This is a genomic window from Shinella sp. R2-11, assembly GCF_055330205.1.
Window position 1 is genome coordinate 692,217 of the sequence record NZ_JBVAPC010000003.1, and the last position, 15,247, is coordinate 707,463.

General features: G+C 64.6%; 15 protein-coding genes. 5 read left to right on the forward strand and 10 right to left on the reverse strand.

Going from position 1 to position 15,247, the window contains the following annotated elements:
* Positions 1–6: 6 nt before the first annotated feature.
* The 5 genes from ACZ1A1_RS11565 to ACZ1A1_RS11585 all read right to left on the reverse strand — a co-directional run bounded on the left by ACZ1A1_RS11565 (position 7) and on the right by ACZ1A1_RS11585 (position 5,885).
* Positions 7–1,059 (reverse strand): branched-chain amino acid ABC transporter permease, encoded by a 1,053-nt coding sequence (locus ACZ1A1_RS11565; protein WP_313192406.1) that lies wholly within the window; start codon positions 1,057–1,059, stop codon positions 7–9.
* A 2-nt stretch (positions 1,060–1,061) separates the two neighbouring features.
* A complete protein-coding gene (locus ACZ1A1_RS11570) occupies positions 1,062–1,943 on the reverse strand; it encodes a branched-chain amino acid ABC transporter permease (protein WP_313192405.1) in 882 nt (293 codons plus the stop codon).
* The gene (locus ACZ1A1_RS11575) at positions 1,940–2,734 is read right to left on the reverse strand and encodes an ABC transporter ATP-binding protein (protein ID WP_415214907.1); all 795 of its coding nucleotides are present in this window, start codon (positions 2,732–2,734) and stop codon (positions 1,940–1,942) included. The genes ACZ1A1_RS11570 and ACZ1A1_RS11575 overlap by 4 nt, the downstream gene beginning before the upstream one ends.
* Positions 2,735–2,865: 131 nt before the next feature.
* Complete coding sequence (locus tag ACZ1A1_RS11580) at positions 2,866–4,272, reverse strand: LLM class flavin-dependent oxidoreductase (RefSeq protein ID WP_463620056.1); 1,407 nt, start codon at positions 4,270–4,272, stop codon at positions 2,866–2,868.
* Positions 4,273–4,571: 299 nt separating this feature from the next.
* On the reverse strand, positions 4,572–5,885 hold the full coding sequence (locus ACZ1A1_RS11585) for a sensor domain-containing diguanylate cyclase (RefSeq protein ID WP_463620057.1): 1,314 nt from the start codon (positions 5,883–5,885) through the stop codon (positions 4,572–4,574).
* Positions 5,886–6,209: 324 nt separating this feature from the next.
* On the opposite strand from ACZ1A1_RS11585, the gene ACZ1A1_RS11590 reads away from it, so the two are divergent.
* Complete coding sequence (locus tag ACZ1A1_RS11590; protein ID WP_463620058.1) at positions 6,210–7,322, forward strand: oxidoreductase; 1,113 nt, start codon at positions 6,210–6,212, stop codon at positions 7,320–7,322.
* A gap of 31 nt (positions 7,323–7,353) precedes the next feature.
* On the opposite strand, the gene ACZ1A1_RS11595 is transcribed toward ACZ1A1_RS11590, so the two are convergent.
* The 5 genes from ACZ1A1_RS11595 to ACZ1A1_RS11615 are packed head-to-tail and all read right to left on the reverse strand — an operon-like array spanning position 7,354 to position 11,532.
* The gene (locus tag ACZ1A1_RS11595; protein ID WP_463620059.1) at positions 7,354–8,514 is read right to left on the reverse strand and encodes a M20 family metallopeptidase; all 1,161 of its coding nucleotides are present in this window, start codon (positions 8,512–8,514) and stop codon (positions 7,354–7,356) included.
* A 10-nt stretch (positions 8,515–8,524) separates the two neighbouring features.
* Positions 8,525–9,310 (reverse strand): ABC transporter ATP-binding protein, encoded by a 786-nt coding sequence (locus ACZ1A1_RS11600; protein WP_463620060.1) that lies wholly within the window; start codon positions 9,308–9,310, stop codon positions 8,525–8,527.
* Positions 9,307–10,026 carry an ABC transporter permease gene (locus ACZ1A1_RS11605; RefSeq protein ID WP_313192398.1) on the reverse strand — a complete coding sequence of 240 codons (720 nt, stop codon included), beginning with the start codon at positions 10,024–10,026 and terminating at the stop codon, positions 9,307–9,309. The genes ACZ1A1_RS11600 and ACZ1A1_RS11605 overlap by 4 nt, the downstream gene beginning before the upstream one ends.
* A complete protein-coding gene (locus ACZ1A1_RS11610) occupies positions 10,026–10,745 on the reverse strand; it encodes an ABC transporter permease (RefSeq protein ID WP_463620061.1) in 720 nt (239 codons plus the stop codon). Before ACZ1A1_RS11610 ends, ACZ1A1_RS11605 begins: the two co-directional genes overlap by 1 nt.
* A gap of 37 nt (positions 10,746–10,782) precedes the next feature.
* Positions 10,783–11,532 carry an SDR family NAD(P)-dependent oxidoreductase gene (locus ACZ1A1_RS11615; RefSeq protein ID WP_463620062.1) on the reverse strand — a complete coding sequence of 250 codons (750 nt, stop codon included), beginning with the start codon at positions 11,530–11,532 and terminating at the stop codon, positions 10,783–10,785.
* Positions 11,533–11,614: 82 nt separating this feature from the next.
* Here ACZ1A1_RS11615 and ACZ1A1_RS11620 point away from each other — a divergent pair, with 82 nt between their 5' ends.
* From ACZ1A1_RS11620 to ACZ1A1_RS11635, 4 genes are all read left to right on the forward strand, one after another.
* The gene (locus tag ACZ1A1_RS11620; RefSeq protein ID WP_313192395.1) at positions 11,615–12,406 is read left to right on the forward strand and encodes an IclR family transcriptional regulator; all 792 of its coding nucleotides are present in this window, start codon (positions 11,615–11,617) and stop codon (positions 12,404–12,406) included.
* Between the two features lies 1 nt (position 12,407).
* The gene (locus tag ACZ1A1_RS11625) at positions 12,408–13,175 is read left to right on the forward strand and encodes an SDR family NAD(P)-dependent oxidoreductase (protein WP_463620063.1); all 768 of its coding nucleotides are present in this window, start codon (positions 12,408–12,410) and stop codon (positions 13,173–13,175) included.
* A 59-nt stretch (positions 13,176–13,234) separates the two neighbouring features.
* A complete protein-coding gene (locus ACZ1A1_RS11630) occupies positions 13,235–14,074 on the forward strand; it encodes a polysaccharide deacetylase family protein (protein WP_463620114.1) in 840 nt (279 codons plus the stop codon).
* Between the two features lie 239 nt (positions 14,075–14,313).
* Positions 14,314–15,159: a transporter substrate-binding domain-containing protein gene (locus tag ACZ1A1_RS11635; RefSeq protein ID WP_313192393.1), complete on the forward strand. Its 846-nt coding sequence runs from the start codon at positions 14,314–14,316 to the stop codon at positions 15,157–15,159.
* The last annotated feature ends 88 nt before the right edge of the window (positions 15,160–15,247 follow it).

Below are 15,247 nucleotides of genomic sequence, written 5' to 3' on the forward strand. Positions count from 1 at the left end.
TGGGGATCACGATGGGAAGAGACGGCGGCGTGCCCCCTGCGTTCGCCGCAAACCGAGCAGACGGGCCAGCCCTTCGGGCTCCTTGATCAGGAACCACATGATGAGAAGGCCGAAGATGGCTTTCTGGATGTTCTGAAGCAGGCCCGCATCGACATGACCGCCGAACAGGCGCTGGAACAGCCAGTCGAGCGCCAGAGGCAGGAGGCTGACGAAGGCCGCGCCGAGATAGGCGCCGCGAATGGTGCCGAGACCGCCGATGATGATGATGAAGAGGATCTGGTAGGAGCGGGTGAGGCCGAAGCTCTGCACGCTGGCCGATCCGAGATAGGCAAAGGCCCAGAGCGCGCCGGCGATGCCGAGAATGAAGCTCGACACGGCAAAGGCCTGCAGCTTGGCACGGAAGACCGGCACGCCGATGACCGCCGCCGCCGTATCCATGTCGCGGATCGCCATCCAGTTCCGCCCCGTCTGCCCGCGGATCAGGTTGAAGGACAGGAGCGTCAGGAGCGCGACGATGCCGAGCGTCAGGTAGTAGCGCCCGTGCGGACCGTTCGCATCGAGCCCGAAGAAGGACAGGCCGCGCGACAGCGAAATCGTCGCGGAGGAATTGCCGTTGTAGAACCACGGAAATTTCAGGAACAGCCACTCGAAGAAGAACTGGGCCGCCAGCGTGCTGACGATCAGGTAGAACCCCTTGATGCGCGTCGAGGGAATGCCGAAGGCAAGGCCGACGGCCCCGGCGACAAGACCGGCAACGACCAGCGCCAGCGGCAAGGGCAGCTCCGGCACGCGCAGCTGGAGCGAGAAGGTGGCATAGGCGCCGACCATCATGAAGGCGCCCGCCCCGAGCGAGAGCTGGCCCGCATAGCCGGTCAGGAGATTGAGGCCGAGCCCGGCAAGCGACAGGATCAGGAACGGCACGATGATCGCGTTGATCCAGTATTCCGACGTGAGGAAAGGTGCGGTCAGGAGCAGCGCGAGGGCAGCCGCGACGGCGATCGCCTTCAGGCCGACGGGATCGACGGGTTCGGCGGCGGCGGGCAGATTGATCTCGGACATGTTCAGACCCTCTCGATCTGTCGTTCGCCGAACAGGCCGGCCGGGCGGATGAAAAGGAAGACGAGCGCAAGCGCGTAGGCGAACCAGGGCGTGATGCCGCCGCCGAGATACGGGCCGATATAGGTTTCGGCCAGGCTCTCGCCTGCGCCAACGATCAGCCCGCCGACGATGGCGCCGGGGATCGAGGTGAAACCGCCGATGATGAGGACCGGCAGAGCCTTCAGCACCACGAGCGACAGCGAGAACTGCACGCCTTGGCGCGCGCCCCACAAAAGCCCGGCGACAAGGCCGACCAGCCCGGCGACCGCCCAGACGATCTGCCAGATGCGGTTGATGTCGATGCCGAGCGACAGCGCCGCGCGCGTGTCATCCGCCACGCCGCGCAGCTGGATGCCGATGCGCGTGCGGTTGAACAGCAGCGACAGGACGACGACGATCGCGAGCGCCACGCCGGCGGCGATGAGGTCGAACTGGCTGATCATGATATCGCCGAGGAAGATCGGCAGGTCTTCGATCCCGAGATCGAGCGCCCGCACCTGCGACCCCATGATCCCCTGAGCAACGCCCTCCACGACATAGGAAAGGCCGAGGGTCGCCATGAAGAGCGTCATGGGGCTGCGATTGGTCAGCGGGCGCAACAGCAGCTTTTCAATCGCGATCGCGGTGAGGACGAGGAGCGCGATCGTCACGGCAATCGCACCGAGCGCCGGAACGCCCTGGTCGGTGAGCGTCACGAAGGTCAGAGCCGCGAAGAGCAGCAGGGAGCCCTGGGCATAGTTGAAGACACCGGAGGCCTTGTAGATCAGCACGAAGCCGATCGCGACGAGTGAATACATGGTCCCGGCGAGCAGGCCGCCGATCAGGGTTTCCAGGAACATGTTCATGCGGCAGCCTCCGCGTGCTCGGAACCGAGATAGGCGGCGATGACGTCAGGGTTTTCGCGGATGGTCTCCGGCGGGCCGTCAGCCAGCTTGCGCCCGTAGTCGAGCACTACCACGTGATGGGCGAGTTTCAGGACGATACCGATGTCATGCTCGATGAGGACGACAGTGAGGTCGAGTTCCCTGTTGAGCCGCGCGATGATGGTGGCGATTTCCTGCTTTTCGGCGGCATTCATGCCGGCCAGCGGCTCGTCGAGCAGAAGCAGACGGGGTCTGGCGACAATGGCCCGCGCGATTTCGACCTTTTTCTGCACCCCGTAGGGCAAGGTGCCGACGGTGGTTCCGGCATAGTCCTCCAGGTCGAAGAGCTCGAGCACTTCGAGCGCGCGGGTACGGAACGCCCGCTCCTGCCCCAGTGCACGGGGCAGCCGGAACGCCTCCTCGACCAAGGTCACGCGCGAATGCCGGGAAAGGCCGGCGATCACGTTGTCGAGCACGCTCATGCCGGAGAAGAGCGCATTGTTCTGAAAACCGCGGCCGATGCCGCGCCGCGCCGCCTCCAGCGGATGCATGCGCCGGAAATGCTCGCCCTCGAAGACGATCTCGCCGGAATCCGGCACATAGACCCCATTGAGGATGTTCAAGAGAGAGCTCTTGCCGGCCCCGTTCGGGCCGATCAGGGCGCAGATTTCCTGCCGCCTGACCTGGAACGACAGGTCCGAGATCGCCTTGACGCCCTTGAAGGACAGCGAGACGTTCCTCACTTCGAGGGCGGGAACCGGGTCGTCACTCATCGTCCTGTCGCTCCGTCATTTCGGTGAACCGGGGGCATGGCTCCGCCCATCGCCGGAACGGTCGGCCGCGGCGCCGGAACTACCCTGTTGGTGGATGGCCGCCGGCCGTTCCCGACCGGCGCGTTCTCTTGTCAGGCGGCGTGGCCGGCCGCCTTCGCGGCTTCCTCGCGCTTGACCCTTTCGATATCCCTGAAGCGATGGGCCGGATGGCTTTCGGGAAGGTACGGCCCCTCGCCGAACAGCTTCTCGCGCAGCGTGCCTTCCCGGTATCCCGTCACATAGACGCCGCGCTTCTGCAGCTCCGGCACCACGTAGCCGATCACGTCGGCGAACGTGTCGTGGGCGAGCGCATAGGCGAGGTTGAAGCCGTCGATATCGGTCTCCTCGACCCATTCCTGCAGGAGATCGGCGATCGTCGACGGCGAGCCGACGAAGAGCGGCCCGAGCCCGCCGATGCCGCCCCATTTCGCCAGTTCCTCGATCGTCCAGACCTTGCCGCCTTCGGAAAGATGCTCGACGGCGGAGATGATGGCGTTGGTCTCGACTTTCCTGACCGTGTCGGCCGGCCTGTAGTGGCCGAAGTCGATGCCGGTCCAGCCGGACATCAGCACCAGCGCACCGTCATAGGAGGCGTATTTGACATACTCCTCGTATTTCGCCCGCGCCTTCTCGTCGGTCTCGTCGACGATGATCGTCGCCATGGCATAGATCAGCACCTTCTTCGGGTCGCGCCCCTGCGCCGCCGCGCGCTGGCGGATATCCGACACATAGGTGCGCGTCGCGTCCTTGAGCGGCGTCGAGATGAAGACGCATTCCGCATGTCCCGCGGCGAACTGCTTGCCCGCGCCGGAAGCGCCGGCCTGGAAGAGGACCGGCGTGCGCTGCGGCGACGGTTCGCTGAGGTGGTAGCCCGGCACGTCGAAATATTTGCCCTTGTGGCCGATCTCGTGGATCTTCGAAGGATCGGCGAAGATGCCGCGCTCCTTGTCGCGGATGACGGCACCCTCCTCCCAGCTTCCCTCGAACAGCTTGTAGAGGACTTCCACATATTCCGTCGCGACGTCATAGCGGTTGTCGTGCGAGCGCAGGCCGCCCTGCCCGACATTCTTCGCGCCGCTTTCGAGATAGGACGTCACGATGTTCCAGCCGACGCGCCCCTTGGTGTGATGATCGGCCGTCGAAAGGCGGCGTGCGAACGTGTAGGGATGCTCGAAACTGGTGGAGGCGGTGATGCCGATACCGAGATGCCGCGTCGCCTGGGCGATCGGATTGGCAAGCTGCAGCGGGTCGTTCACCGGGATCTGCACGCCCTGCAGCAGCGCATTGTCGAGATTGCCCTTGTAGACGTCGTAGTAGCCGACCACGTCGGCGATGAAGATCGACTCGAAGAACCCGGTTTCCAGAAGCTTCGCGAGATCCGTCCAATATTCGAGATCCTTGTATTGCCAGGACCGGTCCCGCGGATGGCGCCAGAGCCCCGGGGACTGATGGCCCACGCAATTCATCTCGAAAGCATTGAAGCGTATGGTTTTGGTCATGGAAGGTTCCGCCGGATTGATTGGAACCAAACTAGTGGCTCCCGATCGGGCAGAACAGAAAATCTATCTTTTTTATAGATTTTATAGGAGAACAGTTTTCCGCCTCTATCGTCCCCCACGCAGGTAAACGCTATCGGCGCAGGCCGGCAAACCGGCGGGCCATCCCGGCTACCGCCCCTCCTCTCAGGCGATCGCGAGCCTATGTGCCGGCAGGCTTTGGCCGCATGAGGCCGGCGAAGGCGCGGCAAGGCCCGCCCGCAGGAAGCTGCGTGGCATGCTTTGTACAATATCCGGTCTTTCTACCTGACGATGGAGCGGTCGCGTCCGGCTTTCTTGGCATTGTAAAGCGCGTTGTCGGCACGGGAGATGGCGGAGCCGACGCTTTCGTCGGTCACGCAGATCGCCCCGCCCACGCTGACCGTCACTTTCAATAGGTCCGCATCGATGCCGAAGGGGCACGCGCCGACAGCCCGGCGCAGGCGCTCGGCGGCGTCGTGTACCGCGACGGGATCCGGCCGGCTCAGCACGACCGCGAACTCCTCCCCGCCCATGCGCCCGAAGCAATCGCCGGGATCGAGCACATCGCGGCAGCGCCGCGTGAACTCGATGAGCACCCGATCGCCCACGCCATGGCCGTAGCAGTCGTTGATCGTCTTGAAGTGATCGATGTCGAGCATCAGGAAGGCGACGGGCGCGTCGCTCCGCTGGCATTTGGCATGGATGCGGTCGGCTTCCTCGAAGAAGCGGCGCCGGTTCATCGCCCCGGTCAGGGGATCGGTATCGGCGAGGACCTTCAACTCCTTCGCGTAGCTGCGCTCGCGCGTCACGTCGATATAGAGGTTGACGTTGAAGTTGCCGATGGTGCGATGGCGGAACTGGATCGTACGCTTGCCGCCGTTCGCGGTCGCGACATCAAGGTCGAAGGGCGTCATCTCGCGGTTCTCGGCGCGGGCGATGGCGATGGAATCGTACCATTGCGCGCGCGCGAATTCGCGATAGTCCGGGTCCGGATAGGCAAGCCGCCACCAGTCCTCAATGTTGGAGATCTCGTCCTGAGTATAGCCGAACATCTCCTTGAAGGTGGAATTGGCGAACTGGATCTGGTCGTCGCTGCTGGCGATCTCGAAGCCGAACGGCAGCCAGTTGAGCAGCGAGGTGACGTTCTCCTGCCAGCCGGCGAGCGTCACGGACCCTTGCGGCGGCGCATCCATGAAGGAGAAGAGGCGCAGGATCTCGTCCTCCACCGCGACCTTGGTAACCTGCACCATGAGCACCCGCTCCTGGTCCTGCACCTGCGCGCGGATGAGGAAAGGCTCGCCCGGGACGCCAACGGGCGCGACACTCCAGATCTGGCCCAGAATGAGGGTCGCTTCCGGCCCGACGAGCTCTTCCACCGAGCAGCCGCCGAAACCTTCGAGGCCGCGGCCGAACAGCACCGCCGCGCTCCGGTTGGCATAGCGCACATTCAGCACCTGGCCTTCCATGAGGACAAGCGGAGCACCGACGCAGTCGATCCAGAAGTCCACCTCCTGGCGAGAACGCCCGGCGGGCGCGTCGGGGACCGCCACGTCCGGCGCTGCAGAAATATGAGCTGAAGTCTTATGCATGCTCATGCGTTCCTACTCATCTCGTCGGGCATCTTCGCATTCCGCCGCGAAGGAGCCTAAAGCGCTGGTATGAGGATTTAGTTTAAAGATTGCGGAAAGAGCTAATCTTTCCGGATCGGCCCAGGTCAGGAAAGGCGCCCGAATTGGCGCCCCGTTTCCAGCTTTCGAAGGCGATCCGAAACCGCATGCGGATGCTGACCTGCCGCATATCCTATCGTTTTAGCATGTGAACGGGATTTCGATTGCCAAGGCCGGCGCGGTTCGTCTTTGGTCGCGGCTTCCGATCCGTCCGGCGTGCTGCAAGGCCGCCGCCCACTGCAAGTGAACCTCATGTCCGCAGCTCCGCTTTTCACGCCTCTCCAGCTTGGGCCCGTAACCCTGCCGAACCGGATCGCCGTCGCGCCGATGTGCCAGTACATGGCGAATGACGGCTGTGCTTCGGCGTGGCATATGCAACACCTCATGACGCTCGCCATGTCGGGCGCCGGCCTCGTCATGATCGAGGCGACGGCGGTGTCGCGCCGCGGGCGGATCACGCATGGCTGCCTCGGCCTCTATTCCGATGCCGGCGAAGATGCCCTGGGCACGGTTCTCGAACAGGCGCGCCGCGTGGCGCTTCCGGGCACCGAATTCGGCATCCAGCTATCGCATGCCGGCCGCAAGGGCTCGGCCCATCGTCCGTGGGAAGCGCCGGGCGGAAGCCTTTCCGGCGGCGACGCCTGGACAACGCTGGCGCCGTCGGAAATCACGCATCGCGACAACTGGGCGCTTCCGCAGGCGGCGAGCGAGGAAGATCTCGATCGGATCGCCGACGACTTCCGCAATGCCGCCATGCGCGCCGCACGGCTGGGCATCAAGGTGGTCGAAATCCATGTCGCCCATGGCTATCTGCTGCACCAGTTCCACTCGCCGCTCTCCAACAGGCGCCAGGATGCCTGGGGCGGCGATGCGGAACGGCGCATGGCCTTCCCTTTGCGCATCGCGCGAACCGTCCGCGCGGCGGCCGGCGGCATTGCGGTCGGTGCGCGGATCACCGGCAGCGACTGGGCGGAGGATGGCCTGACGATCGCCGACGCGACCACGCTCGCGACGCAGTTGAAGACCATCGGCATCGACTATGTCTGCGTAACCTCGAGCGGCATCCCCGTCAGCAATCCGACGGTTGCCAATGCCGAGGACCATCACCCGTCGCTCGCCGAGGCCGTTCGCCGCGAAAGCGGCATCACGACGCGTGCCGTCGGCATGATCACCGATGCGCAGCAGGCGAACGACATTATCGGGAGCGGTCAGGCGGATCAGGTCGCGATCGGCCGCGCGTTTCTCGACGACCCACGCTGGGGCTGGCACGCCGCTTTCGATCTCGGCGTCACGCTGCCCTACCCCTCGCCCTATGCCTGGGCAGCCCCGGGCGAATGGAACGGTTTGAAGCGCCGCAAGGTCTGAGACGCGAGGCGCCCGGTAACGGGCGCCACCGTCAGGCATGCAATCGGAGGATCGACGCCGCCACGATGGCCGTGCGCTGTGAAAGCGTCTCGACGAGGATGTACTCATCTTCGGTGTGCGCCTTGCCGCCGACCGGCCCCGTCGCACAGACCGTCGGCGCACCCGCGCTGGAAGCGATGCCGGAATCGGCACAGCCGCCGGTAAACTCGCCGGAGATTTCGAAGCCGAGGGAGGCAGCCGCCTCACGATAAATCGCGGAGAGCGCGGCATTCTCCGGTGTCGGGGCAAGCGGCAGGGATTCGCTCTTTCGCTCGAACGTCGTCGTCGTCCCCGGAACCGCCGGGCGGCTGAGGATCGCCTCGATATCGGCGATCAGCCGGTCACGCTGCTGGCCATTCACGAAGCGGACATCCACCTCGCCGGAGGCCCTGGCCGCCACGGTATTGGTGGAGGAGCCGCCGCTCGCCAGCCCCACATTCAGCGTAATACCCTGCGGCACGTCGGTCAGCGCATGCAGCGCCGTGATCTTGTGCGCCAGCTCGCCGATCGCGCTCGCCCCTTCCGTGAAGTTGACGCCGGCATGCGCGGCCTTGCCGCTGATCTCGAAACGATAGGTGAAACCGCCTTTGCGGCCGGTGACGAAATTGCCCGTCGGGCGGGCCGGCTCGGCATTGAAGACGGCACCGGCGAAACGGGCCTCCTCGTCGATATGCGCGAGCGACGCCTGGGAGCCGATCTCCTCGTCTCCCGTCAGCATCACGACCAGCGGCACTTCGGGGGCAAACGTCTGGAACGCGGCAAGGACGAAGGCATTCATGACCAGACCCGCCTTCATGTCGGCGACGCCTGGACCATAGGCGCGGTCGCCTGCGATACGGAAAGGCCGGCGGGCAGCCTCGCCCTTGCCGAAAACGGTATCGCGATGCCCCATCAGCAGGATGTTGTGCCGGCCGGCGTCGCGCCGGACCGCCGTCGTGCCGACGAGGAGGGTATCGCCGAAATCCGCGACAGGACACACCGTCGTCTGGAGGCCATGCCCGGCGAAGAAGCGCGACAGAAGCGCGCCCACCGCATCGACGCCCTCCTTGTCGTAGGATCCGGAATCGACATTCACGAGGGTCGCCAGCAGGGAGACCATGTTGTCCTGCTGCGAGAATATCCATTGCAGGATCTCGGCATCGCGTGCGCTCATCGACCTGCCCTCAACCATGCTGCGTGTTGGAAATGAACTTGCGGAACCGCTCCGATTTCGGATTGCGGAACACCTCGTCCGCGGGACCGTCCTCTTCGATGACGCCCTCATGCAGGAAGACGACGCGGGTCGCCACGTCTCGCGCGAAGGCGATTTCGTGCGTCACCAGCAACATCGTCCGCCCCTCGTTGGCAAGGGCCCGCATCACGGCCAGAACCTCGCCGACACGTTCGGGATCGAGCGCCGACGTCGGCTCGTCGAACAGCATGACCTGCGGATGCATGGCGAGCGCCCTGGCGATCGCCGCGCGCTGCTGCTGGCCGCCGGAAAGGTGGGCGGGATAGGCATCGCGCTTGTCCGCAATGCCGACCTTTTCGAGGAGCGCCTTCGCCTCGGCAATGCACTCCGCCCGGGGACGGCCCTGCACGTAGATCGGCGCCTCGATGAGATTTTCGAGGATCGTCATGTGGGACCAGAGATTGAAGCTCTGGAAGACCATGGCGGCGCGGGCCCGGATTCCGTCGATCTGCCGGCGGTCGGCAATGGCGAGACCATCGCCCTGCTTCTTGAGCTTCACGGTCTCCCCGGTCACCACGACCTCGCCGGCCGTCGGGATTTCCAGCATGTTGATACAGCGCAGCATCGTGCTCTTGCCGGAGCCGGAGGAGCCGAGGATCGCGATGACATCGCCCTTGTGCGCATCGAGCGAGATGCCCTTGAGCACTTCGAGCGCACCGAAGCTTTTGCGCAGGTTGCGCAGGGAGATGACGGGTTGCATGGCCGCCCCTTCAGTCATTTGGCTTGCTCCACTTTGGCAATCGTCGGCATGCCGCGCAGATGGGGCGTCAGCCACCAGTCCAGCATCGAGACGGCGCGCGTCAGGAGGAAATTGATGATGAGATAGATCGTGCCCGCGGCGATGAACACCTCGACCGGCCGGTACGTCTCGGAAATCAGCCGTGCCGCGATGCCGGTGACCTCCATCATGGTGATGATCGAGACGAGCGAGGTGGCCTTGACCATGAGGATCAGTTCGTTGCCATAGGCCGGCAGCGCCTGACGCAGCGCCAACGGCAGAATGATCCGCCGGTAGAGCAGCAGGCCGGACATGCCGCAGGCGCGGCCCGCCTCGATCTCGCGCCTGGAGACCGACTGGAGGGCGCCGCGCAGCACCTCGCTGCCATAGGCGGCGCTGTTCAGCGACAGCGCGAGAATGCCGCACCAGTAGGCTTCCCGGAAGAACTGCCAGAGCCCGAGGCTCTGCAGGGTCGGCCGGAACTGGCCGAGACCGTAGTAGATGAGGAAGATCTGGACGAGCAGCGGCGTGCCGCGGATGGCGAAGACATAGGCGCCCGCCGGAATGCGCAGGATACCGAGCCCCGAAACCTGCATCAGCGCGATCAGCACCGCCAGAAGCAGGCCGAGGGCGAAGGCAAAGGCGGTCAGCTCGAGCGTCAGCGGCACGCCGGCGAGGAGCTGGACAAAGCTGTCATAGACGAAACGCGGATCCATCAGGCAAGCCCTCCGGCCATGCTGCGGCGCCCGCGTTTCTCAAGCCAGGAGAACACCCGCTGCGAAAGCCAGGTGATGACGAGGAAAATCGCCCCGGCGATGAGATAGAACTCGAACGGCTTGCGGGTCGATCCCGCGGCGATCTGCGACTGGCGGAGCAGCTCGACCAGGCCGGTGACGGAGATGAGCGCCGATTCCTTCAGGGCCATCTGCCAGACATTGCCGATGCCCGGCAGCGCATGGCGGAAAACCTGCGGCGCGATGATGCGGCGAAACAGCAGGAACCGGCTCATGCCCGCCGCCTTGCCGGCCTCGATCTCGCCCTTGGCCAGCACGCGGAACGCCCCGCGGAAGACTTCCGCCTGATAGGCGCCGGACACGACGCCGATGGCGATCGCACCGGCGGCAAAGGGCGGCACGCCGACGAAGCCGGCCTCGCCCCAGAGATTGAAGAGCCCGGTCACGGCCATGCTGCCGCCGAAGTAGAAGAGGTAGATCACCAGCAGATCCGGAATGCCGCGCAGGACGGTCGTGTAGGCATCCGCTGAGAAGCGGACCGGCAGATTGCCGGCCAGCTTGCCCCAGGCGATGAAGGCACCGATGACGCCGCCGATCAGAAAGCCGCACGCCGCCACGGCGACCGTCATGAGAGCGGCGGTGAGAAGGGCAAGGCCCCATCCCTCGGGACCGAAACTCACCAGTTGCAATAGCTCCGTCATCTTTGCCCTACCCTCCTGAAGCCGTTTCGACGGCGGCTCAGACGTTGAACTGGAAACCGTCGACCGTCAGCGTCTGGCCGGTCATGAAGCACGGTTCGGAAGTCGCAAGGAACGTCACGAGCCGCGCCACGTCATCGGCGCAACCAAGCCGGCCGAGCGCGATGCCCTTGATCACCTCTTCGGCACGGTCGGTAACGTCCGTGTCGATCTCGGTGCGGATCACACCCGGGCAGATAGCGTTGATCGCGATCACGGGGCCGAGTTCCTTGGCGAGCGCCCGCGTCATGCCGAGGATGCCGGCCTTGGCCGCGGCATAGGCGAAGCGGCTGACGGCGGCCGTCACGCCGCCCGACAATGCGTTCAGCGACGACATGGAGACGATGCGTCCGCCGCCCTGCTTCAGCATGTGGGGCGCGGTGTGCTGGATGTAGTTGAAGCAGCTCTTCAGGTTGATCGCAATCGCCCTGTCGAACTCGTCCTCGGAGATCTCCAGAATGCCGACGGGTGCCGAGCGGCCGGCATTGTTGAGGAGAAAGTCGATCCGGCCGAAGGTCTCGACGGTCTGCGCGACAACCTCGCCGGCACGCTTGTGGCTCGAAACGTCGGCAACGAATGTCAGCACCTTGCGGCCTTCGGCGGAAATCAGCGCCGCCGTTTCGGCAAGCTCCCCTTCAAGGAGGTCCACCAGAACGAGCTCATAGCCCGCCCGCGCCAGATCCATGGCACACGCCTTGCCGATTCCGCGCGCACCGCCGGTGACGATCGCGACCTTCTCTTGTGCACTCATGTCTCAAACTGCTCCTTTTCAAAATTTCAGGAACATGGTATGGCTGCGCTCATATTCTTCAATGAGAATTTGGTTCACATATATGAACACAAGCAATGACTCCGAAGTCAAGTCCGCCGTTCGCGTCCTGGAGGTGCTCGAACTTCTTGCCCGCGCGCAGAAACCGCTCACCCTGAAAATGATCGTCTCGGAACTGGGATACCCCAAGAGCAGCACATTCAACCTGCTCGCGACCCTCGTGTCCCGCGCCTATGTCACGCGGGACGAATCCGAGGCCTATCGCATCCACGAGGCCTTCCGGAACGGGCCGGGCTGGTCGAGCGGGCGCGACGCGCAGCTGATCGCGACGGCGCAGCCGATCATGGATGCGCTGCGCGATGCGGAGGGCGAGACCGTCTTTCTCGGCGCTCGCCGCCGCGATGGCCGCATCAAGCTTCTTGCCAAGAGCGTCAGCCACCAGCTGGTGCGCTTCGATTCCGATCTGACCGGATCGGACGCCTCCTTCTGCACCGCCATGGGGCGCGTGCTGCTCGGCTACTGGAAGCCGGAAAAGACGGCGGCCTATCTCGCCCGCGAGCGCATCGTCCAGATCACCGACCATACGGTGATCGACCGGGTGCAGATTCGCCGGATCATCGAGACGGCGCGCCAGAACGGCTATGCGATCAGCGACCAGGAGGCTGTTGCCGGCGGGTCCGGCGTCGCCGCACCGGTGCGCGACGCCACGGGCGAGGTCATCGCCGCCCTCAACATCGCGACCGTCACGGCCCGCTTCGACGCAAGCCGCGACCGGATGATCGCGGCCGTCATCCGCAATGCGGACGAACTCAGCTCCCGGCTCGGCTACAAGGGCCCAAACACGGAAAGCCAGTGACATGGATATTCAATTCGAAGGAAAGCGCGTGCTCGTCACGGGCGCGGCCCGCGGCATCGGACGCGCCATCTGCGAGGCCTTTGCCGCCGATGGCGCCGCCGTCGTGGCGACGGACGTCAATCTGGCCGAGCTCGAACCGCTCCGCAGCAACACGAGCGGCGGGCGCGGCGGCTCCATCGTCACCGCCCGGCTGGACGTCACCGATGAAGACAATATCGCGGCGCTCGTCGCCGAACAGGGCGGCGAATTCGACATCTTCGTTCATGTTGCAGGCGGCGTGCTGGGGCAGAAGCGCCAGCCGGTCGAGACCGTTCCGGCAGCCGACTGGGACAGCATCTACGACGTCAACGTGCGCGGCGCCTTCCTGGTCGCACGCGCGGTCGTGCCAGCCATGAAAGCGCGCGGCGCCGGCAAGATGGTGTTCATTTCCAGCGGCGCCGGCCTCGGCGTCAGCCTGACGGGCATCCAGGCCTATGCCAGCGCGAAGGCCGCTCTCATCAGCCTTGCCCGCCAGCTCGCCCATGAGCTCGGCCCCTTCGGCATCAACGTCAATGCGGTGGCGCCCGGCTTCCTGCGCACCAGCCCGGACTACGAGCGCCAGTGGGCCTCCTATGGCGCTGAAGGCCAGCAGGCCATGCTCGAGCAGATCCCGCTGCGCCGCATCGGCCAGCCGGACGACATCTCGAACGCCGTGCTCTTCCTCGCCTCGCCCTTTGCGAGCTGGATCACCGGCCAGACCCTTTCGGTCAGCGGAGGGCCGGTGTCGTGAGCGCCGCAAACACCGTCCTTCCGACCTGGACCTGGCCCGAAGAGCGCCTGCAGGGCCTGATGAACCGCGCCCGCGCGGGGCGCAGCCTCAAGCCGGCCGCCTGGCCGGGCGGTGCGAAATGCGCCGTCGCGCTTTCCTTCGATTCCGACCACGACACGTTCGAGCTGCGGGATGGCGGCAAGTCCATATCCGCGCTTTCGCAAGGCCATTTCGGCCCCCGGCAGGGCATTCCCCGCATTCGCAGGCTGCTGGCCGAAAATGCCATTCCGGCAACCTTCTTCGTGCCGGCGATCACCGCCCTGCACTATCCGGACGAGCAGCGCGCGCTCATCGCCGAAGGCCACGAAATCGGCCTGCATGGCTGGATCCACGAGCGCAACACGCTGCTGGACGAGAAGACGGAGCGGGACCTGCAGTATCGCGCCGCCGATACGCTGGAGCAGATCACCGGCGTCCGTCCGGTCGGCATCCGAACGCCTTCGTGGGACTTCAGCGAGAACACGCTGAAGATCACCGCCGAGATGGGCCTGCTCTACGATTCCTCCCTGATGGCCGACGTGGATTGCTACGAGCTTCTGCTGGACGGCGCGCCGTCAGGCATCATCGAACTGCCGGTCGAGTGGATCCGCGACGACGCCGCCTATCTGATCATGGACCGCTGGGGCGGTCTTCGCCCGCAGATCGCACCGCACGACATCCTCAGGATCTTCACGCAGGAATTCGACGAAGCCTACGAAGAAGGCGGTCTTTTCCAGCTCACGATGCATCCCGACATCATCGGCCACCGCAGCCGGCTGTGGATCCTGAAGGAGCTGATCGGACACATCCGCACGAGGCAGGGCATCTGGTTCGCAACGCATGCGGATGTCGTGAACCACGCAAAATCCGCCTGCCCCTGAGGGAAGCGGGTTCCTTTCCAAACGCTCAGACCCGGCGCGTTCCGATGCGCCGGGCGCTTTCGTTCCGGATCGGAGAGCCTATTGATTTCCTGAACTAAATTCACATACATGAACGCCATTTCTCTTTTCAGCGGCGGTTCGCGGGTTCAAACTCATTTTCAGTCAGGCGCCGGACGGGATTGTTCCAGGGTTCGGACTGCCGACATCCACGACGCGACCCAATAAGAATTGAGGGAACCATGTTCAAGAAATCCGCTCTCGCGGCAGCCACGGCGCTCTGCGCCTTCTCGATGCTTTTCGGCGGCAACGCGCTCGCCAAGGACTGGAAGAAAGTCAATGTCGGCGTCGAAGGCGCGTTTCCGCCGTTCAACTCCACCACCGCCAACGGCGAGCTTCAGGGCCTCGATCTGGACGTGATCAAGGAAGTCTGCAAGCGCGCGGAACTCGAATGCAACATCATCGCGCAGGACTGGGACAGCCAGATCCCGTCGCTGCTTTCCGGCAAGTTCGACGTCGTCTTGACGATGGGCCCGAACGAAGAGCGCCGCAAGGTCATCGACTTCTCCGACCCCTATGTCATCACGCCCAACACGTTCCTGGTTGCCGCCGACGGCCCGCTGACGAAGTTGCCGCACACCGGCGAGCACCTGAACACCGATACCGAGGAAGGCCAGAAGGCCATCGCGGAAATCAAGGACGTGCTGAAGGGCATGACGCTCGGCGCCTCGCTCTCCACCAGCCAGCTGAAGTTCGTCGAGCAGAACTTCGGCGATGTCGTCGAAATCAAGACCTACAAGTCCTCCGAACAGGTTCAGCTGGACATCGAAGGCGGTCGTCTCGATGGCCAGTTCGACAATGTCGTGTTTGCCCGCGACCGGGCCGAAGCCAGCAAGGGCACGCTGACGACCAGCGGTCCCCTCCTCGTCGGCGGTGTTCAGGCAACCAATGTCTGCCTCGGCATCCGCAAGGAAGAGCCGGAGCTTCAGGCCATCCTGAACAAGGCGCTCGGCGAGATGGCCGCCGACGGCACGCTCGCCGAACTGTCGACGAAATGGTTCAAGGTGGACCTGAGCCCCAAGGGCTGATCCAGTCCCTTCCAAGCTCTGCGCATTGCATCAACCCCGCCCGAAAGCGGGGTTGTTTCGTTTGGCCTCGTGGAGGTTTTTCGATAAG

Coding starts and splice junctions, on each gene's coding strand:
- ACZ1A1_RS11565 (WP_313192406.1), bottom strand. CDS start 1,059: ATGTCCGAGATCAATCTGCCCGCCGCCGCCGAACCCGTCGATCCCGTC.
- ACZ1A1_RS11570 (WP_313192405.1), bottom strand. CDS start 1,943: ATGAACATGTTCCTGGAAACCCTGATCGGCGGCCTGCTCGCCGGGACC.
- ACZ1A1_RS11575 (WP_415214907.1), bottom strand. CDS start 2,734: ATGAGTGACGACCCGGTTCCCGCCCTCGAAGTGAGGAACGTCTCGCTG.
- ACZ1A1_RS11580 (WP_463620056.1), bottom strand. CDS start 4,272: ATGACCAAAACCATACGCTTCAATGCTTTCGAGATGAATTGCGTGGGC.
- ACZ1A1_RS11585 (WP_463620057.1), bottom strand. CDS start 5,885: ATGAGCATGCATAAGACTTCAGCTCATATTTCTGCAGCGCCGGACGTG.
- ACZ1A1_RS11590 (WP_463620058.1), top strand. CDS start 6,210: ATGTCCGCAGCTCCGCTTTTCACGCCTCTCCAGCTTGGGCCCGTAACC.
- ACZ1A1_RS11595 (WP_463620059.1), bottom strand. CDS start 8,514: ATGAGCGCACGCGATGCCGAGATCCTGCAATGGATATTCTCGCAGCAG.
- ACZ1A1_RS11600 (WP_463620060.1), bottom strand. CDS start 9,310: ATGACTGAAGGGGCGGCCATGCAACCCGTCATCTCCCTGCGCAACCTG.
- ACZ1A1_RS11605 (WP_313192398.1), bottom strand. CDS start 10,026: ATGGATCCGCGTTTCGTCTATGACAGCTTTGTCCAGCTCCTCGCCGGC.
- ACZ1A1_RS11610 (WP_463620061.1), bottom strand. CDS start 10,745: ATGACGGAGCTATTGCAACTGGTGAGTTTCGGTCCCGAGGGATGGGGC.
- ACZ1A1_RS11615 (WP_463620062.1), bottom strand. CDS start 11,532: ATGAGTGCACAAGAGAAGGTCGCGATCGTCACCGGCGGTGCGCGCGGA.
- ACZ1A1_RS11620 (WP_313192395.1), top strand. CDS start 11,615: ATGAACACAAGCAATGACTCCGAAGTCAAGTCCGCCGTTCGCGTCCTG.
- ACZ1A1_RS11625 (WP_463620063.1), top strand. CDS start 12,408: ATGGATATTCAATTCGAAGGAAAGCGCGTGCTCGTCACGGGCGCGGCC.
- ACZ1A1_RS11630 (WP_463620114.1), top strand. CDS start 13,235: ATGAACCGCGCCCGCGCGGGGCGCAGCCTCAAGCCGGCCGCCTGGCCG.
- ACZ1A1_RS11635 (WP_313192393.1), top strand. CDS start 14,314: ATGTTCAAGAAATCCGCTCTCGCGGCAGCCACGGCGCTCTGCGCCTTC.